This window comes from Pseudomonas sp. LBUM1648 (assembly GCF_059716145.1).
Map to the genome: position 1 here is coordinate 3,841,348 of NZ_CP166808.1, position 24,999 is coordinate 3,866,346.

The window sequence follows — 24,999 nt, forward strand, 5'->3', positions numbered from 1 at the left end:
GATCGTTCAGGTCGCTGAATATCTCAAGACAACTCCGTCAGTCCCCTCTCCCTTTGGGAGAGGGTTAGGGTGAGGGGCTTTTGGGGCCCTCAAACAATCACACCGTATGCAGATACCAGTTGTACTCAAGGTCAGAGATCGAGTTTTCGAACTCGGCCAGCTCGCTTTCCTTGCACGCGACGAATACGTCGATGTACAGCGGATCGATGTAGCGGGCCATGACTTCGCTGTCGTCCAGCTCGCGCAGGGCGTCGCGCAGGTTGTTAGGCAGGCTCTGCTCGTTCTGCTCGTAGCTGTTGCCTTCGACAGGCGCGCCCGGTTCGATCTGGTTGGTCAGGCCGTGGTGAATACCGGCCAGCACCGAAGCCATCAGCAGGTACGGGTTGGCGTCAGCACCGGCTACGCGATGCTCGATACGCACGGCGTCGGCGGAACCGGTTGGCACACGTACCGCAACCGTGCGGTTGTCGATGCCCCAGCTCGGCGAGTTCGGCACGTAGAACTGTGCGCCGAAGCGACGGTACGAGTTGACGTTCGGGCAGAGGAACGCCATTTGCGCAGGCAGGGTCTCCAGCACACCGCCGATCGCGTGTCGCAGCGCGGCGTTCTGCTCGGGATCCTCGCTGGCGAAGATGTTGTTGCCTTCTTTGTCCAGAATCGAAATGTGCACGTGCAGACCGTTGCCCGCCTGGCCAGGATACGGCTTGGCCATGAAGGTGGTGTCCATCTCGTGGTCGTAGGCGATGTTTTTCACCAGACGCTTGAGCAGGACGGCGTAGTCGCACGCCTTGATCGGATCGGAGACGTGATGCAGGTTGACTTCGAACTGCGCCGGGGCGCTTTCCTTGACGATGGCGTCAGCGGGGATGCCCTGCTCTTTCGCGCCTTCGAGGATGTCTTGCAGGCAGTCGACGTACTCGTCGAGGTCGTCGATCAGGTAGACCTGAGTCGACACCGGGCGCTTGCCCGAAACCGGCGAACGCGGCGACTGCGGACGGCCGTTCACGTTGTCCTGGTCGATCAAGTAGAACTCCAGTTCGAACGCGGCGCAGATGGTCAGGCCCATGTCATCGAACTTGCGCACGACGTTGGCCAACACTTCACGCGGGTCAGCAAAGAACGGCTGGCCTTCAAGTTCGTGCATGGTCATCAGCAATTGCGCGGTTGGGCGCTTCTGCCACGGCTCGATGCTCAGGGTGCCGGGGATCGGGTAGCAGATACGGTCAGAGTCGCCGATGTCCAGGCCCAGGCCGGTGCTTTCCACTGTGGAGCCATTGATGTCGAGGGCGAAGAGCGAGGCCGGCAGGTTGATGCCTTTCTCGTAAACCTTATGAAGACTGGTGCGTTCGATGCGCTTGCCGCGCACCACACCGTTCATATCCGCAATCAGAAGGTCGACGTACAAAACCTCAGGATATTTCTTAAGGAATGCGTTTGCTTCGTTGAGTTGAACGGTACGCAGAGGGACCGACATGATGCACCTATTTAGCTGTTAATTATTATGTTCACTGCTGTTTCGCCGAGCCAGTCAACCCGAACGGCAAAGTGAAGTCAATAGCGAACAGCTTGCCGCTCAGCCTTTATTTTTAGGGCTTTTTTTAACACTTGCGTGCCAATACGAGCGCCAGACGCCCAGAAACCCTGACGATTTGATGAGCGGCGTTTAGAATTTTTTACATGGCGGTTGTTAATTAAAATCAACGAGGCTAAGCTCCGGACAAGCTCGTTCAAGTGTCAAACTTCGAGGTGAATAAAAATGGCATTCAAGCCATTGATCGGCGTTACAGCGTGCGTCAAACAGATTGGCCTGCACCCCTATCACATCAGCGGCGACAAGTACGTTCGCGCTGTCAGCGTTGCGGCGCTGGGGTTGCCGGTGGTCATTCCTTCCCTTGGCAACCTGACTGAAATCGAAGACCTGCTCGGTCAACTCGACGGTCTGATGCTGACCGGCTCTCCTTCGAATGTGGAACCTTTCCACTATCAAGGCCCGGCCAGCGCTCCCGGTACGGATCACGATCCGGCGCGGGATGCCACCACCCTTCCTTTATTGCGTGCAGCCATTGCGGCGGGCGTTCCGGTGCTGGGCATTTGCCGTGGCTTCCAGGAAATGAACGTGGCCTTCGGCGGCAGCCTGCATCAGAAGGTGCATGAGCTGCCGGGCATGCTCGATCACCGCGAAGCCGACAGCCCGGACGTGGCTGTGCAATACGCACCGGCTCACGCCGTCACGGTGCTTGGCGGCGGCGTGTTCGAAGCGCTGGAGTTGCCGGGCGAGTTCCAGGTGAACTCGATTCACAGTCAGGGCATCGACCGCCTCGCTCCCGGCCTGCGCGCCGAAGCGGTGGCGCCGGATGGTCTGATCGAGGCGATCTCGGTGGAGCACAGCCCGACCTTCGCCCTCGGTGTGCAATGGCACCCGGAATGGCAGGTGCTGGACAACCCGAACTACCTGAAGATTTTCCAGGCATTCGGTGAGGCTTGTCGGCAACGGGCCGCGCGACGCAACAAGCGCTGACACAACCCAGGATTCAATAACTGTTGACTGCCCCCACGGGGTCGGCGGCTGTGCGTGTGCGCATCCGTCATCCGTGAAAACAACAAACCGTAATAACAACAAGTACGACCCAGGCAGCCAGGACGGCGGCGCCGAACAAGCAATGGGCAACCCGCTGCCGTGTGGTGACGGGGATTGTTGCCCTGGGCTTGCAATCCACTTAAGCCAGGCCACATTGGCCCGGCGACTGAAATCTGTTGGGAGTTTCACATGGCAAACGCCTCCAGCACTTACAGGAAGGCTCTTGAAGGTCATCAGCAACCGAAAAAGGTTCTGGTGAAAGTCGATCGCGTGACCAAGAAGTTCGACGAAACCACCGCCGTGGACGATGTGTCCCTGGAGATCCATCAGGGTGAAATCTTTGCCCTGCTCGGCGGCTCCGGTTCGGGCAAATCGACCCTGCTGCGCATGCTTGCCGGTTTCGAGCGCCCGACTGAAGGGCGAATTCTGCTCGACGGCGTGGACATCACCGACATGCCGCCCTATGAGCGGCCGATCAACATGATGTTCCAGTCCTACGCGCTGTTCCCACACATGACCGTCGCGCAGAACATCGCCTTTGGCCTCAAGCAGGACCGTTTGCCGGCCAGCGAAATCGACGCCCGCGTCGAAGAAATGCTGCGTCTGGTGCACATGACCCAATACGCCAAACGCAAACCGCATCAGTTGTCCGGCGGTCAGCGCCAGCGTGTCGCCCTCGCCCGCTCTTTGGCCAAGCGTCCGAAGTTGCTGTTGCTCGATGAGCCGATGGGGGCGCTGGATAAAAAGCTGCGTTCGCAGATGCAGTTGGAACTGGTCGAGATCATCGAACGCGTCGGCGTGACCTGCGTGATGGTGACCCATGACCAGGAAGAAGCCATGACCATGGCCGAGCGCATCGCGATCATGCACCTGGGCTGGATCGCCCAGATCGGCAGCCCGGTCGACATCTATGAAGCGCCGGTCAGTCGCATGGTCTGCGAGTTCATCGGTAACGTGAACGCTTTCGACGGCACCGTGGTGGAAGACCTTGAAGGTCACGCGATCATCCACAGCCCGGACTTGCAGCAGAAGATTTACGTCGGCCACGGCGTCAGCACCTCGGTGCAGGACAAGTCGATCACCTACGCGATTCGTCCGGAAAAAATGCTCGTCAGCACGATCAAGCCAGAGACTCGCTACAACTGGTCCGAAGGCAAAGTGCATGACATCGCCTACCTCGGCGGCCACTCGGTGTTTTACGTCCAATTGCCTGGTGGCAAGATCGTCCAGTCGTTCATGGCTAACGCCGAACGCCGTGGCGCGCGACCGACCTGGGACGACACGGTCTACGTCTGGTGGGAAGACGACAGCGGCGTGGTACTGCGCTCATGAGAACCTTCAATCAGCAATTCCTGCGCCTGGTGCCCAGCGGACGAAAACTGGTAATCGGCATTCCGTTCATCTGGCTGTTCCTGTTCTTTATGCTGCCGTTTTTCCTGGTGATGAAGATCAGTTTCTCGGAAGCCGCGCTGTCGATCCCGCCATACTCGGAGATCTACACCTATGCCGAACAGAAATTCCAGCTGCTGCTGAACATCGGCAACTACACCATGCTCGGCGAAGACGAGCTGTATCTGTCCGCCTACCTCGGCTCACTGAAGGTCGCAGCACTCAGCACGTTGATGTGCCTGGTGATCGGTTTCCCGATGGCCTACGCGATCACCAAAACCGGCAAGGAAACGCAAAACGTCCTGCTGCTGTTGATCATGATGCCGACCTGGACGGCGATCCTGATCCGCGTTTACGCGTGGATGGGCATCCTCAGCAACAACGGTTTGCTCAACGGATTTCTGATGTGGACCGGGCTCACCGATCACCCGATCGAGATCCTCAACACCAACACGGCGGTGTACATCGGCGTGGTCTACGCCTACCTGCCGTTCATGGTGTTGCCGCTGTACGCCAACCTTGTGAAGCACGACGGTAGCCTGCTGGAAGCCGCGTCGGATCTGGGTTCGAGCAACTTCAACAACTTCTGGAAAATCACCGTGCCGCTGGCCAAGAACGGCATTATTGCCGGTTGCATGCTGGTGTTCATTCCGGTGGTCGGTGAGTTTGTGATTCCGGAACTGCTGGGTGGCCCGGAGACGCTGATGATCGGTCGTGTGCTGTGGCAAGAGTTCTTCAATAACCGCGACTGGCCGGTGGCGTCTGCCCTGGCGGTGGTGATGCTGTTGATCCTGATTGTGCCGATTCTGCTGTTCAACCGCAGCCAGGCCAAAGAGATGGAGGCACGGGGATGAAACGCTTCGGTTTTGCAAAATTCATGCTGATCTTCGGCCTGGCGTTTATCTACCTGCCGATGCTGATCCTGGTGATCTACTCGTTCAACGCCTCGAAACTGGTGACGGTATGGGGCGGCTGGTCGGTGAAGTGGTACGTCGGCCTGCTCGACAACACGCAACTGATGGGCTCGGTGCTGCGCTCGCTGGAAATCGCCTGCTACACGGCGATTGCCGCTGTCGCGCTGGGTACGTTGGCGGCGTTTGTGCTGACTCGCGTGACTCGCTTCAAGGGCCGCACGCTGTTCGGTGGTCTGGTCACCGCGCCGTTGGTAATGCCTGAGGTGATCACCGGTCTGTCGCTGTTGCTGCTGTTCGTGGCGATGGCGCAGTTGATCGGCTGGCCGCAGGAGCGTGGCATCGTCACGATCTGGATCGCCCACACCACGTTTTGTGCAGCCTATGTGGCGGTGGTAGTCTCCGCCCGCCTGCGTGAACTGGACCTGTCGATCGAAGAAGCGGCGATGGATCTTGGGGCCAAACCGTTCAAGGTGTTTTTCCTGATCACCATCCCGATGATCGCGCCGTCGCTGGCGGCGGGCGGGATGATGTCGTTCGCCTTGTCGCTGGATGACCTGGTGTTGGCGAGCTTCGTGTCCGGCCCGGGTTCGACGACGCTGCCGATGGAAGTGTTCTCGGCGGTGCGTCTGGGCGTGAAGCCTGAGATCAACGCCGTGGCCAGCCTGATTTTGCTGGCGGTGTCGCTGGTGACCTTCCTCGTCTGGTACTTCGGTCGCAAGGCAGAAGCCAACCGCAAGCGTGCGATTCAGGACGCGATGGATCAGACGGCGAACGAGTCGTGGCAGCAACCGCCACGCGCCGCCACCGCATAACCCTGCAGGAACTGGAATCAGCCCCTCGGTCAGTCCCCTCTCCCTCTGGGAGAGGGTTAGGGTGAGGGGCTTTGCGTAATGTGAATAAAAAGAATGGAGTTGTACCGATGAAAATGTTTGGCAGGACTCTGCTGACACTGTCCTTAATGGGCGCAATGGTCATGGGCGCCCAAGCCAACGACAAGGTGCTGCGTGTTTACAACTGGTCCGATTACATCGCGCCGGACACCGTCAAGAAGTTCGAAGACGAGACCGGCATCCGTGTGACCTACGACGTCTTCGACAGCAACGAAACCCTTGAGGCGCGCTTGCTGGCGGGCAAATCCGGCTACGACATCGTCGTGCCATCCAACAGTTTCCTGGCCAAGCAGATCAAGGCTGGCGTCTATCAGCCGCTGGACAAATCGAAGCTGCCGAACTGGAAAAATCTCAACCCGGTGCTGCTGAAGAACGCCGCCGCCAGTGATCCGGACAACGCTCACGCGTTCCCGTACATGTGGGGCTCGATCGGTATCGGTTTCAACCCGGACAAGGTCAAGGAAGTGCTCGGCGCCAATGCCCCGACCAACTCCTGGGACTTGTTGTTCAAGCCCGAGAACGCTGAAAAGCTGAAAGCCTGCGGTATCAGCTTCCTCGATTCGCCGACCGAAATGCTCCCGGCCGCCCTGCACTACCTGGGTTATCCGGTGAACGACAAGGACAAGGCGCACATCCTCGAAGCCGAAGCGCTGTTCATGAAAATCCGCCCATCCGTGGCGTACTTCCATTCCTCGAAGTACATCTCGGACCTGGCCAACGGCAACATCTGCGTGGCGGTCGGTTACTCCGGTGACGTGCTGCAGGCCAAGGCCCGCGCGGTGGAATCGGGCAACAAGGTGAAGATCGACTACAGCATTCCGAAGGAAGGCGCCGGCAGTTTCTACGACATGGTCGCGATCCCGCGCGATGCGGCGAACGTCGACAACGCGTACCTGTTCATGGACTTCCTGATGCGTCCGGACATCATCGCCGAGATCACCAACAGCAACGGCTACAGCAACGCCAACTCGGCGGCCACGCCGCTGGTGGACGAAGCGATCCGCAACGACCCGGGCTCGTACCCGTCGCAAGCGGTGATGGCGACGCTGTACGCGGTGCCGGATCAGCCGATAGCGACCCAGCGCATCATGACCCGCGGCTGGACCCGGGTGAAGCTCGGCAAGTGATTCAAGCGCAAATCAACTGTGGGAGCGAGCCTGCTCGCGAAGGCGTCGGCACACTTAACCCATTCATTGCCTGACCCACAGCTTTCGCGAGCAGGCTCGCTCCCACACTGGTTGTGTGCAGTGCTTTCCCGTTCAAGCAGCGCCTTACCACCGCTGCACCCTGCAAATGAACGGCCTCACCTGGCTCCCTCGGCTCAGGTGAATTTCAGGCGCCCTCGGGCGCCTTTTTTTGTCACTCAGGTCATCGGCCATTCCTGCACAATCCGGTAACGGCCCTTGTGCGATTCGAACAAGGCAAAGCGCTCGGCACGCAGCAAGAACTCAGGCGGCGTGGCGGACTCCGGCTCTGGCGCGCGATAGTCCCGGGCAAGCGTCAGGTGCGGGCGAAACTCGTGCGACGGCTCTTCAAAACCAAATGGCAGCATGGCCTGTTCCAGCGCATAGACCAGGCGCAGCAACGCCTGCGGTGCCTGCTCGGGCGCCAATGACAACACCCCGGCACGGTGCCAGACCTGCACGCGATCCAGCGAAATTTTCAACGCCTCCCCCGGCGTGCGTACCTTGCTTGCGGCCTCGCAGACCTCGCCAATCTGCGCCAACGGCACTGCGCCGAGAAACAGTAACGTCAGATGAAAGTTATCCGCAGGCACTGACTTGCCGGCTCGCAGGCTCAACTCGCTGCGCCACTGAGCAATCGCCTTGCGCTGCGCCGGTGGGCAGTCGAGGGCAAAGAACAGCCGCTTTTCATCCGTCATGGCCTGACTCCTTTAAGGTTCGTGATCGCCGATTCTACCCGTCCCTTTCTGACGACTCGCCACACAAGTCTATAGTTCAAGGATTGCCATCAACCGGAGGCCGCCATGCGCGAGATCCTCAGCAAAGAACCGTGGTGGGCCAGACCACCGAGCCCCGGGCAGGATGAAGCCGAACTGGAATGGGGCTGGCTGGTGCATTACAGCGAAGGCGAACCGCGTTTTGAGTTCGTCCGCGAACGGCCAACGGACGAGCAGATACGCAACCGCAAGGGCTGCCGGATCACCCCCTCCTCCGAGTGACCCCGGTTACCCGTAGGAGCTGCGGCACGCTGCGATCTTTTGATCTTGATCTTTCATAACAAAATCAAAAAGATCGCAGCCTCGTTTCACTCGACAGCTCCTACAAGGGAATCAAGGTTCAATGAGGTATTTGAACCCGGCGAAGATCATCCGCTGCCCATCGAACGGCATCGGGTTGACGTCCGGTTGCATGCGGGGGTCTTCCATCATTTTCGCCATGCCCGCATCGCGGGTGGCCTTGTCCGGCCAGATCAGCCAGCCCGACGCCACGGTTTCACCGTCCTTGAGTTTGACCGCCATCGGGAACGACGTAACTTTGCCATCGGGGACATCATCACCCCAGCATTCCGCCACACTCAGGACGCCGTACTCCTTGAAGATTTTTGCCGCGATTTCGGCGTGTTTTTTGTACTGTTCACGATTGGCAGTCGGGACAGGTGCTACAAAAATATCGATGTAAGCCATGTTCATTCTCCTTGTACGGTGGGTTCGATCTGCTGGGTAGTCGATTGCGGCGGCTGCCATTCGACACGATTCGCCCCCAGCCCGACCGACGGCTCTTCTCCCCCACCCAAATTGCGCTCGACCTGCCCGGCCATGTGCAGCGTGCCGGCCATCACGCCGGTGGTCGGGTTTTGCACCAGTTTCAGCCAGGCCTTGTCGAAAGTGTTGCCCAGGCTGCTGCGGATCAGCGCTTCACTGTCGGGGCGGTCGTTGGCCTGGATAATGGCGCGGATGCCCATCACCCCCACGGAAATCATCGCCCCGGCCAGTTTGCCCGCCGCTGCGGCCACCGCACTGGCCGCGCCGCGCGGGGCCATTTCCGCTTCGATGCGTTGGCTCGCGCGTTTGGCCACGGGCGCCATGCCGGCATCGGTCGAGGCGATGCCTTTGGCGCCGCCGTCGGTGTGAATCTTGTCGATCAACGCGGCGTAGGCCGGCAGCGTGTTCAACGGCTCTGTGCTGATGACCTTATACAACGAGGCATCCCGCGCCGCTGGCGGGCCGAGGGCGATGGCCGGGACTCTCTGCAAGCGATCGTTGAGCTGGGCAACCGGCACGCCGTGACGCTGGGCGATGAGCGGCATTTGCTGGGCCATCAGTTGCGCATAGAACGCCGTGGCCTGACTGAGGATAGCGTCCGGATCGATCTCCACGGCGACCGGCGCCAGCACCTTTTCCTGATATTGATCAAGCAGATACGCCGCCAGCTTTTTGGCCGAAGCGTCCTGCTCACCGCCGGCACTGATCGTGTACCAACTGACCTTCATCGACAGCCATTCCTGGGTCCAGTAGCTGCTGAACCACGGGATGAAATTTTCTTCAGTTTGCTGATAGACGCGAGTGCGCCAATGTTCCATCGAACCACGGGCGAACAGCTTGACCTGCTCGGTGGATTGTTGCGAAGCGCTGACGATCTCGCGGTCGATCCGCTGCCAGGTCGCGGGCGACACCACCACGGCAGGCGCCGTTACCGGGGCCCGCGCCGTAGAGGCACAGCCGGCCAACAGACACAGTGCGGCGACGACCAGCGCGCGCAGGTTCACGGTGGGATGTCCTTGAAACAGGAGAGACAGATTTGAGTATAGGTGCCGGTGGTGGGCCGTTTGTCTGGTTGTGGCTGGGCTGGCCCCTTCGCGAGCAGGCTCGCTCCCACAGGGGAATGCATTTCAAATGTGGGAGCGAGCCTGCTCGCGATGGGGCCGGCAAACCCAGTGAAAATCCCGACCATCAATACCGTCGATATTCACCATCGCGACGATTGCCTTCCGCCCACCGGCCGGCGAAGGCACGATTGCGTCATCCGAACCACAACGAGGAGTACACATCATGATTCACACCATCGCACTCTCCGTGAGTTTTCCGGTGTTCGGCAGCAACTACTACGAACAACACGTCGTAAACCGCAAGGCGCAGACGTTGGTGTTCAACGAAGATTTCGAAGATCTGCTGATGCCCGCCGCCACTAACCATTTCAGCAATGAAGTGGTCGGCATCAACGATCAGTTCCGTTTTCTGAGCGACATTCTCGCCACCCATTTGCTGGACATCGAGGCCTCAGTGCCTGCGCGATCCCGCGTCCAGGCGAGCGCTCATTTTTCTTGAGAACCGAGGGCGCTCCTTTGCGGGAACGCCCTCTCTTGTTCGATCAGTCGTCATCCCGATCGCGGTGATAGCGACGGCCATCGCGGCGGTCATCGCGGTCATCCCAACGGTTATCCCGACGATCATGGTCGTAATTGCGCCCATGGTCGCGGTCGTAATGCCGGCCATGGCGGTGATCATCATCAAAGTCCGCAATACAGCCACTCAGCAGTACGGCGGCAGTCACGGTCAACAGCATCGTTGTAGCGCGCTTCATTCAATACTTCCCTAAAACCAAGGTTTTGACGACGGAATCGGCCAGCGCTGCCCTCGCCTCCGGGACTCGGTGCGCGCTGCCGCAAATACGACCGGGCAAATCGGCTTTGATTCAGTGCCCGCCCACGACCGTTTATCGCCTCGTCCTGATCGGCCAAACGACGGCGTAATGCCACCTATACTGCTCCCAACCCATCACCACGCAATGGAACTGCGCCCTCAATAACAAAAAGCAGAGGTGCACCATGGTTTGGCAGCAGATTTACGACCCGTTCGGCAACCCGATGATCTCCACGCTCATGGCCGCGGTGCCGGTGGTCGTGATGCTGGCGGCGCTGGCGTTCTTCCACGTCAAGGCGCATCTGGCCGCCCTGTTGGCGCTGGCGTCGGCCTTGTTGATCTCGATCTTCGCCTTCGGCATGCCGGCGAGCATGGCCGGTTCGGCGGCGTTGTTCGGCGCGGCCAACGGTCTGCTGCCGATTGGCTGGATCGTCCTCAACATCATCTTTTTGCATCGCCTGACCACCGAGAACGGCTCCTTCAAAGTGCTGCAGGATTCACTGGCGCGGATCACCGATGACCGACGCTTGCAGTTGCTGCTGATCGCCTTCTGCTTCGGTGCGTTTTTCGAAGGGGCGGCCGGTTTCGGTACACCGGTGGCAGTGACCGGGGCAATTCTGATTGGTTTGGGCTTCTCACCGCTGGCGGCCTCCGGTCTGGCACTGATTGCCAATACCGCGCCGGTGGCTTTCGGCGCCCTCGGCACGCCGATCATCACCCTGGCCAAAGTCACCGGGCTGGATGAGATGGAGCTGTCGATGATGGTCGGTCGGCAGTTGCCGTTCTTCTCGGTGCTGGTGCCGTTCTGGCTGATCTGGGCCTTTGCCGGCTGGCGCAAGATGCTCGAGATCTGGCCGGCGATTCTGGTGGCCGGTGTCAGTTTCGCCGTGCCGCAATTCCTGGTATCGAACTATCACGGGCCGATGCTGGTGGATGTGATTGCTGCGCTGATTTCCATGGCCAGTCTGACGCTGTTTTTGAAGGTCTGGAAACCGGCGACGATCCATACCTCGGCGGCGCTGTCCGGGCGGGTCGACAATTCCAAAGTCGACGAAGAGAAAGTCACCGCCAGCGCAGCGTTCAGCGATCAGGCGCGCCCGGCGGTGATGCGCGCGTGGATGCCGTGGATCATCCTCACCGTGTTCGTGTTCGCCTGGGGCACACAGGGCTTCAAGAATATGTTCGACACCCGCCCTGCCATCGATCCGGTCACGCAATCGGCCAAGCTTGATCCGCAGGGCAAACCGCTGCGCGAGGCCAATCCGATTTTCGCTCCAGCCATCACCTTCACCAATCTGCACCTGCAAATCGAAAAAGTCCCGCCGGTGGTGGCGGCGCCGAAAGCTGAAGAAGCGGTCTACAAGTTCACCTGGCTCACCTCCACCGGCAGCGGCATCCTGCTGGCGGCGATTGTCGGTGGCTTGCTGATGGGCTATTCAATCCCGCAACTGATCAAGCAGTACCTGCGCACGCTGTGGGTGGTGCGGTTTTCGCTGATCACCATTGCGGCGATGCTGGCGCTGGGGTTCCTCACGCGCTACTCGGGGCTGGACGCAACCATGGGCCTGGCGTTTGCGGCGACGGGGATTTTCTACCCGATGTTCGGCACCTTGCTCGGCTGGCTTGGCGTGGCGCTGACGGGCTCGGATACCGCGTCGAACGTGCTGTTTGGCGGCTTGCAACGGGTGACGGCGGAACAGCTCGGGATCAGCCCGGTGCTGATGGCCGCCGCCAACAGCTCCGGTGGGGTGATGGGCAAAATGGTCGATGCGCAGTCGATTGTGGTCGCCTCCACCGCCACCCGATGGTACGGGCATGAGGGCGAGATTCTGCGCTATGTGTTCTTCCATTCGATTGTGCTGGCGATTCTGGTGGGCGGGTTGGTGACGCTGCAGGCGTATGTGGCGCCGTTCACCTACATGGTCGTCGGCGGGCATTAGTTGCACATAACAAAATTTCCAATGTGGGAGCGAGCCTGCTCGCGAAGATGTTCGATGTTCCGACCTCTTCGCGAGCAGGCTCGCTCCCACAAGGGATACTCAGGCTCTGTTGATTCATGAGCCATGCGCATAACTCTATAGCGCAAATCCGCAAAAACCTTTTCCTCCCTCCAGCGGTCACTCCTAGAACGAGACTGGCAAGCATGCCGGCGCGCCCTTATGGGCCATTCGCAACCCTGCCGCCTGATTGAGAGAAAAAGGAATCGAACCATGCCGATTTCCCGACGTAAATTTCTGATCCTCGGCGCCGTGACCGCGACGGCGTTCGCGATGCCCCCCTTCATCAGCCTCAAGGCCTACGCGGCCAATCTGGAGCAACCGGCCATGAGCAAAGTGACCATTCAAGTCAATGGCAAGCCTCAGGCCCTTGAAGTCGACAACCGCACCACACTCCTCGACGCCCTGCGCGAACACCTGCACCTGACCGGCAGCAAAAAAGGCTGCGACCACGGCCAGTGCGGCGCCTGCACCGTGATCGCCGATGGCCGGCGGATCAATTCCTGCCTGACCCTGGCAGTGATGCACGAAGGCAGCGAGATCACCACCATCGAAGGCCTCGGCATGCCGGACAACCTGCACCCGATGCAAGCCGCGTTCATCAAGCACGACGGTTATCAGTGCGGTTACTGCACGCCGGGACAGATCTGTTCGGCGGTGGCGGTCATCAAGGAAATCCGCGATGGCATTCCCAGCCACGCCAGCGCCAGCCTGACCGAGCCACCGCAACTGATCGCCGCTGAATTTCAGGAACGCATGAGCGGCAATATCTGCCGTTGCGGCGCCTACTCGAACATCATCGAAGCCATCACCGAAGTCGCGGAGGTGCCGGCATGAGAGCGTTCAATTACAGCCGCGCCGACTCCCCCGCCGCAGCCGCAGCACAAGCTGCGCAAGTGGAAGGCGCAAAGTTCATCGCCGGCGGCACCAACTTGCTGGACTTGATGAAACTCGACATCGAAACCCCGCTGCACCTGATCGATATCAATCACCTGGGGCTGGACCAGATCGAAGCCACGCCCGAGGGCGGTTTGCGTATCGGCGCCATGGTGCGCAATACCGATCTGGCCGCCGACGCGCGCGTGCGAAAAGACTACGCCCTGCTCTCCCGCGCCTTGCTTGCCGGTGCTTCCGGGCAGTTGCGCAACATGGCGACCACGGCCGGCAACCTGCTGCAACGCACGCGCTGTCCGTACTTCTACGACACGAATCAAGCCTGCAACAAACGCAATCCCGGCAGTGGCTGCTCGGCGATTGGCGGGGTCAGTCGACAACTGGGGATCATCGGCGTCAGCGATGCCTGCATCGCCACCCACCCGAGCGACATGGCGATTGCGATGCGCGCTCTCGATGCGCAGATTGAAACGGTCAGACCCGATGGCAGCACTCGCAGCATCGCCATGGTCGATTTCCATCAGTTGCCGGGCAACACGCCCAATATTGAAACCAGCCTTACGCCCGGCGAGTTCATCACTGCCGTGACGCTGCCGGCGCCCGTGGGCGGCACCCACGTTTATCACAAGGTGCGCGATCGTTCGTCTTACGCGTTTGCCCTGGTTTCCGTCGGTTTGATCCTGCAAAAGGACGGCAGCGGCCGCATCTCCGTCGGTGGCGTCGCGCCGAAACCATGGCGGGTGGAAGCCGCCGAGGCGTTGCTGCCCAAGGGCGCCAAAGTCGTGAGCGAACGCCTGCTCGACGGCGCCACGCCGACCCACGACAACCAATTCAAACTGACCCTGGTCGAGCGCACACTCGGCTCGGTGCTGGCCCAAGCGAGGGACGAAGCATGAAATTCGACACGCCCGCCACCACCAACCCGATCGACCAATTGAAGGTCATTGGCAAACCCACCGACCGCATCGAAGGCAAACTGAAAACCTGCGGCCAGGCGCCGTACGCTTACGAGCAGCATGAGGCGGTGGCCAATCAGGCTTACGGTTTCATGGTCGGTTCGGCCATCGCCAAGGGCCGCATCAACAACATTGATCTCGACGAGGCGAAAGCCGCCCCCGGGGTTCTGGCCATCGTCACCGCCGCCAATGCCGGCAAACTCGGCAAGGGCCAATACAACTCGGCGCATCTGCTGGCCGGGCCGGAAATTCAGCACTATCACCAGGCCGTTGCGCTGGTCGTTGCCGAGACTTTTGAACAGGCCCGCGCCGCAGCGCAACTGGTCAAAGTCGATTACGTCACGGCCAAGGCCGAGTTCGATCTGGCCAGCGTTCGCGATCAGGGTGTCGAACAGAAAGAAGAACTGCCAGACGTCAAACACGGGGATTTTGCCACGGCGTTCGCTGCCGCCCCGGTGCAGTTCGACCAGACCTACACCACCCCCGATCAGTCACACGCGATGATGGAACCGCACGCGACACTGGCCGCGTGGAAAGGCGATCAATTGACCCTGTGGACGTCCAACCAGATGATCGCCTGGAGCGTCAGCGACATCGCCGAAACCCTCGGCCTGCCCAAGGAGAAAGTCCGCTTGATTTCGCCGTACATTGGCGGCGGTTTCGGCGGCAAACTGTTCATCCGCGCCGACGCGATCCTCGCTGCCCTCGGTGCGCGCATGGCCAACCGACCAGTGAAAGTCGCCCTCGCGCGGCCGCAAATCGCCAACAACACCACCCATCGCCCGGCGACCATCCAGCGCATCCGCATGGGCGCCACGACGGACGGCAAACTCACGGCCATCGCCCACGAAGGATGGTCGGGCAATCTGCAAGACGGCAAGGTTGAAGTCGCGGCGCAACCAAGCCAGTTGCTCTACGCCGGCGAAAACCGCCTGGTGACCATGCGCCTGGCGCCGCTGGATCTGCCCGAAGGCAACGCCATGCGCGCACCGGGCGAAACCCCGGGCCTGATGGCGCTAGAAATCGCCATGGACGAAATGGCCGAACAACTCAAACTCGACCCGGTGCAGTTCCGCATCCTCAACGACACTCAGGTCGACCCGGTGAAAACCGAGCGGCCGTTCTCCCAGCGACAACTGATCGAATGCCTGCAAACCGGTGCCGAGAAGTTCGGCTGGGATAAACGCAACGCAAAACCCGGTTCACGTCGCGAAGGTCGCTGGCTGATCGGCATGGGCGTCGGCGCGGCGATCCGCAACAACCTGCTGTTGAAATCCGGCGCGCGGGTGCGACTGGAACGCGACGGCAAGATCACCGTTGAAACCGACATGACCGACATCGGCACCGGCAGCTACACGATCATCGCGCAAACGGCGGCCGAGATGATGGGCGTTGGTATCGATGATGTCGTGGTGCGACTGGGCGACTCGAACTTCCCGGTATCGGCCGGCTCTGGTGGGCAATTCGGCGCCAACTGCTCGACGGCCGGGGTGTATGCCGCGTGTGTGAAACTGCGTGAGGCGGTGGCCGGCAAATTAGGCATGGCGGCCGGTGAGGCCGAGTTTGTCGACGGTCAGGTACGGCTCGGCAGCAAAAGTGTGCCGTTGCGTCACGCCGCAGAAAATGGCGTGGTGCAAGCGGAGGACAGCATCGAATTCGCTGACCTTGCCAAGCAGTATCAGCAGTCGACGTTTGGCGCGCATTTCGTTGAAGTCGCAGTGGACGCTGCGACCGGTGAAGTGCGCGTGCGACGGATGCTGGCGGTGTGCGCGGCCGGGCGGATTCTCAACCCAAAATCGGCGCGCAGCCAGGTGATTGGTGCGATGACCATGGGTGTTGGTGCGGCTCTGATGGAAGAGCTGGCAGTGGACAAGAAGCTTGGATTTTTTGTCAATCACGACCTGGCCGGGTATGAGGTGCCGGTGCACGCCGATATTCCGCATCAGGAGGTGATTTTCCTCGATGAGACGGACCCGATTTCTTCGCCGATGAAGGCCAAGGGTGTCGGTGAGTTGGGGATATGCGGGGTGAGTGCGGCGGTGGCGAATGCGATCTACAACGCCACCGGGGCCAGGGTGCGGGAGTATCCGATTACGCTGGACAAGATTCTTTCGTCGTTGCCGGAGATGATCTGACATCTCACCCTGTAGGAGCTGCCGAAGGCTGCGATCTTTTGATCTTTAAAAAGCAAAAGATCGCGGCCTTCGGCAGCTCCTACAAAGGGGTTATTCAGCGCGGGGATACTGCGCCTCGCTGACCTGCTCCATCCACTCCACCACCTTGCCATCCAGTACTTCAGCTATCGCGATATGCGTCATTGCCGTGCTCGGCGCCGCGCCATGCCAATGCTTCACATCAGGCGCAATCCACACCGTATCCCCAGGACGAATCTCACGTACCGGCTGCCCCCACTCCTGCACATAACCGGCACCTGCGGTGACGATCAACGTCTGCCCCAACGGATGGGTGTGCCACGCTGTGCGCGCACCCGGTTCGAACGTCACCGTGGCGCCACTGACCCGCGCCTGATCCGAACCTTTGAACGGCGCGTCGACCCGCACAATTCCGGTGAACCAATCCGCCGGGCCGCGGGCCGAAGGTTGTGATCCATTGGGCGTGACGGTCACTCGCGGCGCTTCATTGGCCTGAACATCGCCAGCCAGCAAGGAAAGGGTCAGCGCAGAAGCAGCAATCGGGTTCATGGCGATATCTCCAAAAGTGATGCCTGAACTTTACCGACGATGACTCTTCAGATAATCGACTAGAATTCGAAAAAACTTATGCAGGAAACTCATTAATGCTTCGGGAAAACGCCAGTGACCTGCTCGCCTTCCTCGCCGTGGCGCGTGAGCGCAGCTTTACCAAAGCCGCCGCCAAACTCGGCGTCTCGCAATCGGCGCTCAGCCATACCATCCGCGCCCTCGAAGCACGCCTCGGCCTGCGCCTGCTGACCCGCACCACCCGTAGCGTTTCCCCCACCGAGGCCGGTGAGCACCTGCTGCAAACCGTCGGCCCACGCTTCGAAGAGATCGAGCAGGAGCTGGCGGCCCTGAGCAATTTGCGCGAAACCCCGGCGGGCAAGATCCGCATCAGCGCGACTGACCATTCGCTGGACTGGCTGCTGCGCCCGGTGCTCAAAGAGTTTTTACCGAAGTACCCGGACATCGCCGTCGAAGTCTGTTGCGATTACGGTTTTGTCGACATTGCAGGCCAAGGCTTCGATGCCGGTATACGTCTGGGCGAAGACGTTGCCCAAGGCATGATCGCCACCCGCATCGGTCCGGACATGCGTATGGCCGTGGTCGGTTCGCCCGCCTACTTCGCCAGGCATCCGGCCCCACAAACTCCCCGCGATCTGACCGAACACGCCTGCAACAATCTGCGCCTGCCCACCAACGGCGGGCTGTACACCTGGGAATTTGAAAAGGATGGTGAAAGCCTCAAGGTGCGGGTTTCCGGCCAGATCACCCTGAACGGAGTCTACCCATTGCTCGACGCCGCACTGGACGGCTTCGGCCTGAGCTATATCCCGGAAAACATCGTCGCGCCGTATCTGGCGGAGGGTCGGCTGGTGCAGGTGATGGAAGACTGGTGCCCGACCTTTGCCGGTTATCACCTCTACTACCCGAGCCGACGCCAGGCGGCGCCGGCATTTGCGCTGTTCCTGGAGGCGTTGCGTTATCGCGGTTGAAATCGGCCTAGCCCACTAACGCAATCAACTGATGACGCTGCGCATCCGTCAACATCGGCCCGAACCCTGCCTTGACGTTATCGGCCATATACCTTGGATTACCGGTACCCGGAATCACACAAGTAACGGCCGGGTGCGCCAGCAAAAACTTCAGCGCCAGTTGCGGCCAACTGTTGACCTGCACGTCCGACACCCACGCCGGCAGCGGCTTGCCTTTGAGCCGGGCGAGCAAGCCACCGCCGCCGAATGGCCGGTTACAGATCACCGCCACACCGCGCTCACGGCATAGCGGCAGAATGCGTTTTTCCACGCCACGGTCATCAAGGGCGTAGTTGATCTGCAGGAAATCCAGTTGTTCAGTCTTCAGCACCGCTTCAACTTCTTCGTACGCCGAGGGTGTGTAATGGGTGATGCCGATGTAGCGAATGCGCCCTTGCTCCTTCCATTCCCGCAGCGTCGGCAAGTGGGTTTGCCAGTCGAGCAGGTTGTGGATCTGCATCAGGTCGATGCGCTCGGCGCGCAACAGGCTGAATGACTGTTCCATCTGCGCGATGCCCTCCTTACGTCCGCGCGTCCACACCTTGGTAGCCAGAAAGGCCGGTGAGCGCGGTTCGTGGATCGACAGCAGTTCACCGGTGGTTTCTTCGGCGCGGCCATACATCGGCGAGCTGTCGACCACGGTGCCACCCTTGGCGAACAGTTCGTCGAGCACCGCTGGCAGTTGCTTGTAAGCCGGATCGCCAGGGGCGACGTCAAAGCCGCGATATGTGCCCAGCCCCACCATGGGCAGTGGCTCGGCGCTTGATGGGATGACACGAGTCTGCATGGCTTGGCCTCCGGTAGCGGCGGACGATGTGGCAGTGGCCAGCGCCCGATCAAAGGTGAAGACCGCCGACACCCCGGCAGCCAGCGTGAGCAATCGGCGACGGGAGTAACCCTCAGTGTGGCTCATGCTGGTTCCCCTGCTCCGTGGATCTGTTGCACGTTGTGTTCGAACGCTGGCCGCGTGAAGCGCTGGACTACACTGCGACAACGAACCCGCACACCCCGTTAAAAGTAGCCGAATGTCCCGAACCCTGATGTCACTCGTCGCATTGATCGTCGCCGTTTACCTGGCGCTGTGCGCGGCACTGTTCTTTTTTCAGCGCTCGTTGATCTGGTTTCCGCAGTCCAGTGCGGTCAGTGCCACCGATTCGCGGCTGAAACTGTCGATGCCGGATGCCGATATCTGGGTCAACACCCGCGAGCGCGACGGGCCGCGGGCGCTGATCTATTTCGGCGGCAACGCCGAGGACGTGTCACGCAACCTGCCGGAGTTTGCCCAAGAGTTTCCTGATTACGCGCTGTACCTGCTGAACTACCGGGGGTTTGCCGGCAGCGGCGGCTCACCCTCCGAAGAGGCGATTGCCGAGGATGCGCTGGCGTTGTTTGATCAGGTATCTGCCAGCCACCCGCAGATTGCCGTGGTCGGGCGCAGTCTGGGATCGGGCGTCGCGGTGCGTCTGGCCAGTCAACGGCCGGTGCAGCAGTTGATTCTGGTAACGCCCTACAACAGCCTCGAAGAAATCGCCGCGCGGCAATATCCATGGGTGCCGGTGAAGTGGTTGCTCAAGGATCGCTTTGAGTCGGGCAAGTACGCCGCGCATATCCGCGTGCCGACGTTGCTGCTGGCGGCCAGTGATGACGAGGTGATTCCCCGGGTCAGCACCGAGCAGTTGCTGGGCAATTTTCCCAAGGGGGTGGCCGTGCTCAAGGTGGTGCCGGATTCGGGTCATAACTCGATTTCCGAGCGGGTGGAATACTTGCAGTGGATGGGAAATGTGTTGAATCGGTGAGCCTTGTGTGGGCAGAACGGCCCTCATCGCTGGCAGGCCAGCTCCCACAGGGTTCTGCGGTGTAAACAAATGCTGTGAACGACATCTGACCTGTGGGAGCTGGCCTGCCAGCGATGAGGCCAGTACAGGCAACATCAAATCCAATGCTAAGCAATCGTCCGCCTCTTGAACCAAGTCAAAAAACCCCAGTCCTATTCGCGCCGCGTTCTGCGACTAACCCACTCAAGCACCGTCCCTCTCCAGAGCTGCCCGTCCCATGCGCCACGCCGTTCGTTCGTCTCGCTTCGTTTCGCTGTGCCTGCTGATCCTTTCGCCCCTGCTCGCCGAAACTGCCCATGCCGGCGCCGAGCGCCAATTGGTGGCGGCCATCAACGACTACCGTGCCCACCCGCAACGCTGCGATCGGCGTCCCGCGCAACGGCTGGCACCGTTGGCGTTGAAGTCGAACCTGGCCTTGCCGGTCGGCTATCGCTATGGCGGCGGTTTGCGTGAAGCGTTGAAGTCTTCCGGATACTCGGCCGTAGCGGTGCGCAGCATTCGCATTGTCGGGGCGCAGGACGCCGAAGAAGCATTCGACATGCTGCAAAGCGACTACTGCGGCGCGTTGCTGGACACTCAATACGCCGACATCGGCATCAGCCGTGCGCGCAGCGAATGGCAAGTGGTGTTGGCGCGACCGGTGCTCGACAGCCGTGTAGGCGATAACCGCAGCGTCGGCAAAGCCCTGCTGGCCGAAGTCAACGCCGCCCGCGCCCGGCCAAGAATGTGTGGACGCCAGCGCTTCGCCGCTGCCCGGCCCTTGAGCTGGAATGCCGCCCTCGGCGCCGCTGCCCAAGGGCACAGCAAGGCCATGGCCTACGGCAACTATTTCGCCCATCGCGATCCGGACGGTGACCTGCCTGCCGATCGCGCCCGCGCCGCCGGCTATCGAGGTCGGCAAATTGGCGAAAACATCGCAGCCGGACAGAGTTCACCGGGCAAAGCCATGGCCGGATGGCTGGCCAGCCCTGGCCATTGCGCCAACCTGATGAGCCCGATTTTTACCCAAGTCGGCGCCGGCTTCGCCAGTGAAGCGCGTAGTGATGAAGGGGTTTACTGGACGATGCTGTTTGGTGCGCCTTGACGGCCAGCGCCAAGGCCCAGTTTCAACAGTTCCTTGCGCAGAATTGACGGCTGCAGAACAGCCACTCCAGCCTGCCAGTCAAGCGCCAATAGGCTATTAAGCTTTTGCTGACTGACCTCAGGTTGAGCCAGCAAACAGCTTTTGCCGTCACGGATGCCAATGATGTTCAGTAGCCAGTCATCGCCCTGCCCGGCCATCCAGCGATTGATCGCCGGGCGGTGCTGTTGCACAAACGCGTCGGCATCCCACAGCGTCATTTGCGCGAAGATCTGTGGCAGATTGCTCTCGTGCTGCATGCGCTTCAAGTCGGCCGCCAAAGCACCGGCAAGATCTGCTTCGATGCTGGCCTGGCATTCAAGGAAATACTGTTCGGGCCAGTCGGCGCTCAGTTTTGCTCGGGAGGTGAGTTCGACATAGGCGTCGAAGTCTTGCGATGTAGTCATCTGCCCGGTGAAATTCAGCGTGTTATCCAGAATCGCCGTGGCCAATAACGCGGCGCTTGGTTCGCTGATCTGCGTTAACAAACCAGCTGCCAGCCAACGCTGGAAAACCTGAGTAGCGGCGGCGCCTATCGGACGGATATCAGCGGCAGTACCCAGTTTCTGCGCCCAGTAACTTTCGTACCCCGGATGATGGTCGATCACCTCAACCACCTGATCGAGCAACACCAATGGGTCGAAATGGTGATAGTCGGACACGTCGACCAGAACAAATTCGTCGTGCGATTTCGGGGCATAGTCATGCAGACCGGAACCCCAACCGAGTACGGTTTTCGACACGCTGGCGTTGGGTTGCGCGCTACTGACCGCGCGGGCGGGAATGCCTTGCAGGTTGAGCAATTCAGTGTAGGCAATGCAGCAGGCGTAGGCGTCGATATCCAGATAGGCCGCGCCTGAGGTGATGATTTTCATGGGCGGCAACATCGCACGGTTTCATTGCATTTTGGTGACGTAAAAGATCGCAGCCTTCGGCAGCTCCTACACGGGATGTGCATTTCCCGAAGGCTGCGATCTTTTGATCTTCAGGCGGCGACCTTACCTCCCGCCACAGCCGCCGAAGCCGCCAGCATCGCGCGCAACAAAACCGCACATCCCGCTGCCAAATCATCCGGCGCAGCGTTTTCGATTTCGTTGTGGCTGATGCCGCCCTCGCACGGCACGAAGATCATCCCGGCCGGGCCGAGTTCGGCGAGGAAGATTGCGTCGTGGCCGGCGCCGCTGACGATGTCCATGTGCGACAGGCCCAGGCCTTTGGCGGCGCCACGCACAGCGTCCACGCAGCCCTTTTCGAAATACAGCGGTGGGAAGTCGGCCGTCGGCGTCAGTTCATAGGTCAGGCCATGCTCTTCGCAAGTCGCGTCGATGACCTGCTTCACATCGGCGATCATCGAGTCCAGGCGTGCCGGTTCCAGATGACGGAAGTCGAGGGTCATGCGCACCTCGCCGGGGATGACGTTGCGCGAGCCGGGATAGGCTTGCAGGCAACCGACCGTGCCACAGGCATGGGGCTGATGGCCGAGGGCGGCGCGGTTGATCGCACCGACGATGACTGAGGCGCCGACCAGGGCATCTTTGCGCAAGTGCATCGGGGTCGGGCCGGCATGGGCTTCGACGCCGCGCAGCTTGAGGTCGAACCACTTCTGCCCCAATGCGCCGAGCACCACGCCGATGGTTTTCTGTTCGTCTTCGAGGATCGGGCCTTGCTCGATGTGCGCCTCGAAATAAGCGCCGACCTTGTGCCCGCTAACCTTGCGCGGGCCGGCATAGCCGATGGCATTGAGGGCTTCGCCAACGGTGACGCCATCGGCATCGACTTTGGCGAGGGTTTCTTCGAGGGTGAATTTTTCCGCGAACACGCCAGAGCCCATCATGCACGGGGCGAAGCGCGAGCCTTCTTCGTTGGTCCACACCACCACTTCCAGCGGCGCTTCGGTTTCCACGCCGAGGTCGTTGAGGGTACGCAGCACTTCGACGCCGGCCAGTACGCCGAAGCAGCCGTCGAATTTGCCGCCGGTGGGTTGGGTGTCGATGTGGCTGCCGGTCATCACCGGCGGCAGGTTCGGATTACGCCCAGGCCGGCGGGCGAAGATGTTGCCGACTTCGTCGATCGTGACGCTGCATCCGGCGTCCTTGCACCATTGCACGAACAGGTCGCGGGCCTGGCGGTCGAGGTCGGTCAGGGCCAGGCGACAGACCCCGCCCTTGACCGTAGCGCCGAGTTTGGCCAGTTCCATCAGCGACGCCCAGAGGCGGTCGCGGTTGATGTGCTGATGGGTCGATTGCAGAACGTCTACGGCTGCGTTCATGGGGATCTCCTCAGTGTTGATGCCGATAGTTCCCACGCGCTGCGTGGGACCTCATCCATGGACGCTCTGCGTCCGCTGTTGGGACGCAGAGCGTCCCGGGCTGCATTCCCACGCAGAGCGTGGGAACGATCATTACGAAGGCGCTTTAGCCATCGCCGGGTTACCGCGCATCACGCACAACCCGTAATAAATAATTCCGCCCAGCGCCGAGCCGGTAAACCAGCCGTAGCTGTAGAACCAGCTGAACGCATCGCTTCCAAGCGACAGCAAGGTCAACACCACCGGCACGCCGAACGCGAGAAAACCGGCCCAGTTCCACGCCGGATACACGTCGTCGCGGTACAACCCGGCCAGATCCAGTTGCTGTTTCTTGATCAGGAAATAGTCGACCACCATGATCCCGGCAATCGGCCCGAGCAGACTCGAATATCCCAGCAGCCAATTCGAATACACGGTTTCCAGACTCACATCGGAGACGATCAGCCCGAGCTTTTTCAGTAGCTCATGCCCCATCAACACCAACCCGACAACGCCGGTCAGCAGCACGGCTTTGGTGCGGTTGATGACCTTGGGCGCGATGTTCTGGAAGTCGTTGGTCGGCGAGACAATGTTGGCGGCGGTGTTGGTCGACAGCGTGGCGATGATGATCAGCGCCATGGCCACCGCGACCCACACCGGGCTCTGAATGTGGCCGATCAGGCTGACCGGATCAGAGACGGTTACGCCCACCAGTTTCACTGACGCTGCGGTCATGATCACGCCGAGGGAGGCGAACAGGAACATGGTCAGCGGCAGGCCGAAGATCTGCCCGAGGATTTGATCCTTCTGGCTTTTGGCGTAGCGACTGAAGTCGGGAATGTTCAGCGACAGCGTGGCCCAGAAGCCGACCATCGCCGTCAGCCCGGCAGCGAAGTAACTGACCACGCTTGCGCCTTCAGGACGTTTGGGCGGGATCGCCAGCAATTCGGTCATCGACACATTGGGCATCGCCCACACCAGCAACCCGATGCCAACCGCCACCAGCAATGGCGCCGACAGGGTTTCGAGCCACTTGATCGACTCGGCGCCGCGAATCACCACCCACAGGTTCAGCGCCCAGAAAATCATGAAGCCAATCACCTCCCCCGTGCCGCCAAGGGATTTCCAGCCATCGAAAATAGAGCCCAGAAACAGGTGAATCGCCAGCCCGCCAAACATCGTCTGAATGCCGAACCAGCCACACGCCACCAGCGCGCGAATCAGGCACGGCACGTTGGAACCGAGAATGCCGAACGATGAGCGCAGCAGAACCGGGAACGGAATGCCGTATTTGGTGCCGGGAAAGGCGTTGAGCGTCAGGGGGATGAGCACAATGAGGTTGGCAAACAGAATCGCCAGCAGCGCCTCGCCGACGGTCAGGCCGAAGTACGCCGTCAGCACGCCGCCGAGGGTGTAGGTCGGCACGCAAATCGACATGCCGACCCACAGCGCGGTGATGTGCCATTTGTTCCAGGTTCGTTCGCGCACCTTGGTCGGTGCCATGTCGTGGTTGTAACGGGGACTGTCGAGGACGTCGCTGCCGGCTTCAAGCTCAAACAAGCCGTCGCGCTCGGTCACTTGCGATCTGATCTGTTGCATGGCCGCTCCACTGTTCTTCTGATTATTTTTTTGCTCATCAGGCGGCTGCACATAACGGTGCGAGCCGGACGATGGCCGGAGGAACTGACAACTTTCATGCCCCGGCCATGGTGTCAGCGGCGGCATCAATAAACGTGCCGGGTGCCGCGCTGAACGCTTGGGCCGTGCATTAAACGCTTTGCAACTTTCTGATATTTATCAGTTTTA

24 protein-coding genes are annotated in these 24,999 nt (G+C 60.5%); 14 read left to right on the forward strand and 10 right to left on the reverse strand.

The features are described 5' to 3' along the window. Positions 1 to 97: 97 nt before the first annotated feature. Positions 98 to 1,474, reverse strand: a complete 1,377-nt coding sequence (locus ACA043_RS17430; protein ID WP_095187561.1) for a glutamine synthetase family protein — start codon at positions 1,472 to 1,474, stop codon at positions 98 to 100. 282 nt (positions 1,475 to 1,756) lie between these two features. On the opposite strand from ACA043_RS17430, the gene ACA043_RS17435 reads away from it, so the two are divergent. From ACA043_RS17435 to ACA043_RS17455, 5 genes are all read left to right on the forward strand, one after another. Then, entirely contained in the window at positions 1,757 to 2,518 is a 762-nt protein-coding gene (locus tag ACA043_RS17435) for a gamma-glutamyl-gamma-aminobutyrate hydrolase family protein (RefSeq protein ID WP_187680500.1), read from the forward strand. Between the two features lie 249 nt (positions 2,519 to 2,767). Further along, the gene (gene potA, locus ACA043_RS17440; RefSeq protein ID WP_187680499.1) at positions 2,768 to 3,910 is read left to right on the forward strand and encodes a polyamine ABC transporter ATP-binding protein; all 1,143 of its coding nucleotides are present in this window, start codon (positions 2,768 to 2,770) and stop codon (positions 3,908 to 3,910) included. A gap of 29 nt (positions 3,911 to 3,939) precedes the next feature. After that, complete coding sequence (locus ACA043_RS17445; RefSeq protein ID WP_187680546.1) at positions 3,940 to 4,821, forward strand: ABC transporter permease subunit; 882 nt, start codon at positions 3,940 to 3,942, stop codon at positions 4,819 to 4,821. After that, entirely contained in the window at positions 4,818 to 5,693 is an 876-nt protein-coding gene (locus ACA043_RS17450; RefSeq protein WP_401264454.1) for an ABC transporter permease subunit, read from the forward strand. Before ACA043_RS17445 ends, ACA043_RS17450 begins: the two co-directional genes overlap by 4 nt. 107 nt (positions 5,694 to 5,800) lie before the next feature. Beyond that, entirely contained in the window at positions 5,801 to 6,898 is a 1,098-nt protein-coding gene (locus ACA043_RS17455; protein ID WP_497657535.1) for a polyamine ABC transporter substrate-binding protein, read from the forward strand. 236 nt (positions 6,899 to 7,134) lie between these two features. Here ACA043_RS17455 and thpR read toward each other — a convergent pair whose 3' ends face one another. Next, entirely contained in the window at positions 7,135 to 7,653 is a 519-nt protein-coding gene (gene thpR, locus ACA043_RS17460; protein WP_497657536.1) for an RNA 2',3'-cyclic phosphodiesterase, read from the reverse strand. A 105-nt stretch (positions 7,654 to 7,758) separates the two neighbouring features. Here thpR and ACA043_RS17465 point away from each other — a divergent pair, with 105 nt between their 5' ends. Beyond that, positions 7,759 to 7,953 carry a hypothetical protein gene (locus ACA043_RS17465; RefSeq protein WP_187680495.1) on the forward strand — a complete coding sequence of 65 codons (195 nt, stop codon included), beginning with the start codon at positions 7,759 to 7,761 and terminating at the stop codon, positions 7,951 to 7,953. Positions 7,954 to 8,064: 111 nt separating this feature from the next. Here the strand turns inward: ACA043_RS17465 and ACA043_RS17470 are convergent, their stop codons facing one another. Together ACA043_RS17470 and ACA043_RS17475 are read right to left on the reverse strand one after the other, a co-directional pair. Further along, complete coding sequence (locus tag ACA043_RS17470) at positions 8,065 to 8,418, reverse strand: DUF1428 domain-containing protein (RefSeq protein ID WP_187680494.1); 354 nt, start codon at positions 8,416 to 8,418, stop codon at positions 8,065 to 8,067. 2 nt (positions 8,419 to 8,420) lie between these two features. Beyond that, positions 8,421 to 9,500 (reverse strand): hypothetical protein, encoded by a 1,080-nt coding sequence (locus ACA043_RS17475; protein ID WP_497657537.1) that lies wholly within the window; start codon positions 9,498 to 9,500, stop codon positions 8,421 to 8,423. A gap of 283 nt (positions 9,501 to 9,783) precedes the next feature. Between ACA043_RS17475 and ACA043_RS17480 the strand changes: the two genes are divergently transcribed. Then, the gene (locus ACA043_RS17480) at positions 9,784 to 10,059 is read left to right on the forward strand and encodes a hypothetical protein (RefSeq protein ID WP_305438430.1); all 276 of its coding nucleotides are present in this window, start codon (positions 9,784 to 9,786) and stop codon (positions 10,057 to 10,059) included. A 43-nt stretch (positions 10,060 to 10,102) separates the two neighbouring features. Here ACA043_RS17480 and ACA043_RS17485 read toward each other — a convergent pair whose 3' ends face one another. After that, the gene (locus ACA043_RS17485) at positions 10,103 to 10,315 is read right to left on the reverse strand and encodes a hypothetical protein (protein ID WP_187680490.1); all 213 of its coding nucleotides are present in this window, start codon (positions 10,313 to 10,315) and stop codon (positions 10,103 to 10,105) included. Between the two features lie 244 nt (positions 10,316 to 10,559). Here ACA043_RS17485 and ACA043_RS17490 point away from each other — a divergent pair, with 244 nt between their 5' ends. The 4 genes from ACA043_RS17490 to paoC all read left to right on the forward strand — a co-directional run bounded on the left by ACA043_RS17490 (position 10,560) and on the right by paoC (position 16,356). Continuing rightward, on the forward strand, positions 10,560 to 12,314 hold the full coding sequence (locus ACA043_RS17490; RefSeq protein WP_187680489.1) for an L-lactate permease: 1,755 nt from the start codon (positions 10,560 to 10,562) through the stop codon (positions 12,312 to 12,314). Positions 12,315 to 12,584: 270 nt separating this feature from the next. Beyond that, positions 12,585 to 13,208 carry an aldehyde dehydrogenase iron-sulfur subunit PaoA gene (gene paoA / locus ACA043_RS17495; RefSeq protein ID WP_497657538.1) on the forward strand — a complete coding sequence of 208 codons (624 nt, stop codon included), beginning with the start codon at positions 12,585 to 12,587 and terminating at the stop codon, positions 13,206 to 13,208. Beyond that, positions 13,205 to 14,161, forward strand: coding sequence for an FAD binding domain-containing protein (locus ACA043_RS17500; protein ID WP_401264438.1), 957 nt, complete (start codon positions 13,205 to 13,207; stop codon positions 14,159 to 14,161). The genes paoA and ACA043_RS17500 overlap by 4 nt, the downstream gene beginning before the upstream one ends. Beyond that, a complete protein-coding gene (gene paoC, locus ACA043_RS17505) occupies positions 14,158 to 16,356 on the forward strand; it encodes an aldehyde oxidoreductase molybdenum-binding subunit PaoC (protein ID WP_497657539.1) in 2,199 nt (732 codons plus the stop codon). The genes ACA043_RS17500 and paoC overlap by 4 nt, the downstream gene beginning before the upstream one ends. Before the next feature lie 90 nt (positions 16,357 to 16,446). Here the strand turns inward: paoC and ACA043_RS17510 are convergent, their stop codons facing one another. Beyond that, the gene (locus ACA043_RS17510) at positions 16,447 to 16,923 is read right to left on the reverse strand and encodes a (R)-mandelonitrile lyase (RefSeq protein ID WP_401264434.1); all 477 of its coding nucleotides are present in this window, start codon (positions 16,921 to 16,923) and stop codon (positions 16,447 to 16,449) included. A 95-nt stretch (positions 16,924 to 17,018) separates the two neighbouring features. Here ACA043_RS17510 and ACA043_RS17515 point away from each other — a divergent pair, with 95 nt between their 5' ends. Next, positions 17,019 to 17,912: a LysR family transcriptional regulator gene (locus ACA043_RS17515; RefSeq protein WP_497657540.1), complete on the forward strand. Its 894-nt coding sequence runs from the start codon at positions 17,019 to 17,021 to the stop codon at positions 17,910 to 17,912. Between the two features lie 7 nt (positions 17,913 to 17,919). On the opposite strand, the gene ACA043_RS17520 is transcribed toward ACA043_RS17515, so the two are convergent. Further along, positions 17,920 to 18,864 carry an aldo/keto reductase gene (locus ACA043_RS17520; RefSeq protein ID WP_489880966.1) on the reverse strand — a complete coding sequence of 315 codons (945 nt, stop codon included), beginning with the start codon at positions 18,862 to 18,864 and terminating at the stop codon, positions 17,920 to 17,922. A gap of 112 nt (positions 18,865 to 18,976) precedes the next feature. On the opposite strand from ACA043_RS17520, the gene ACA043_RS17525 reads away from it, so the two are divergent. Then, entirely contained in the window at positions 18,977 to 19,747 is a 771-nt protein-coding gene (locus ACA043_RS17525) for an alpha/beta hydrolase (RefSeq protein ID WP_497657541.1), read from the forward strand. A 256-nt stretch (positions 19,748 to 20,003) separates the two neighbouring features. Next, positions 20,004 to 20,870, forward strand: coding sequence for a CAP domain-containing protein (locus ACA043_RS17530; protein ID WP_401264427.1), 867 nt, complete (start codon positions 20,004 to 20,006; stop codon positions 20,868 to 20,870). On the opposite strand, the gene ACA043_RS17535 is transcribed toward ACA043_RS17530, so the two are convergent. The 3 genes from ACA043_RS17535 to ACA043_RS17545 all read right to left on the reverse strand — a co-directional run bounded on the left by ACA043_RS17535 (position 20,840) and on the right by ACA043_RS17545 (position 24,792). Further along, the gene (locus tag ACA043_RS17535; protein WP_497657542.1) at positions 20,840 to 21,781 is read right to left on the reverse strand and encodes a DHH family phosphoesterase; all 942 of its coding nucleotides are present in this window, start codon (positions 21,779 to 21,781) and stop codon (positions 20,840 to 20,842) included. The genes ACA043_RS17530 and ACA043_RS17535 overlap by 31 nt on opposite strands. Positions 21,782 to 21,891: 110 nt before the next feature. Then, positions 21,892 to 23,175, reverse strand: a complete 1,284-nt coding sequence (locus ACA043_RS17540) for a Zn-dependent hydrolase (RefSeq protein ID WP_497657543.1) — start codon at positions 23,173 to 23,175, stop codon at positions 21,892 to 21,894. A 132-nt stretch (positions 23,176 to 23,307) separates the two neighbouring features. Continuing rightward, entirely contained in the window at positions 23,308 to 24,792 is a 1,485-nt protein-coding gene (locus tag ACA043_RS17545; RefSeq protein WP_489880970.1) for an NCS1 family nucleobase:cation symporter-1, read from the reverse strand. Between the last annotated feature and the right edge of the window lie 207 nt (positions 24,793 to 24,999).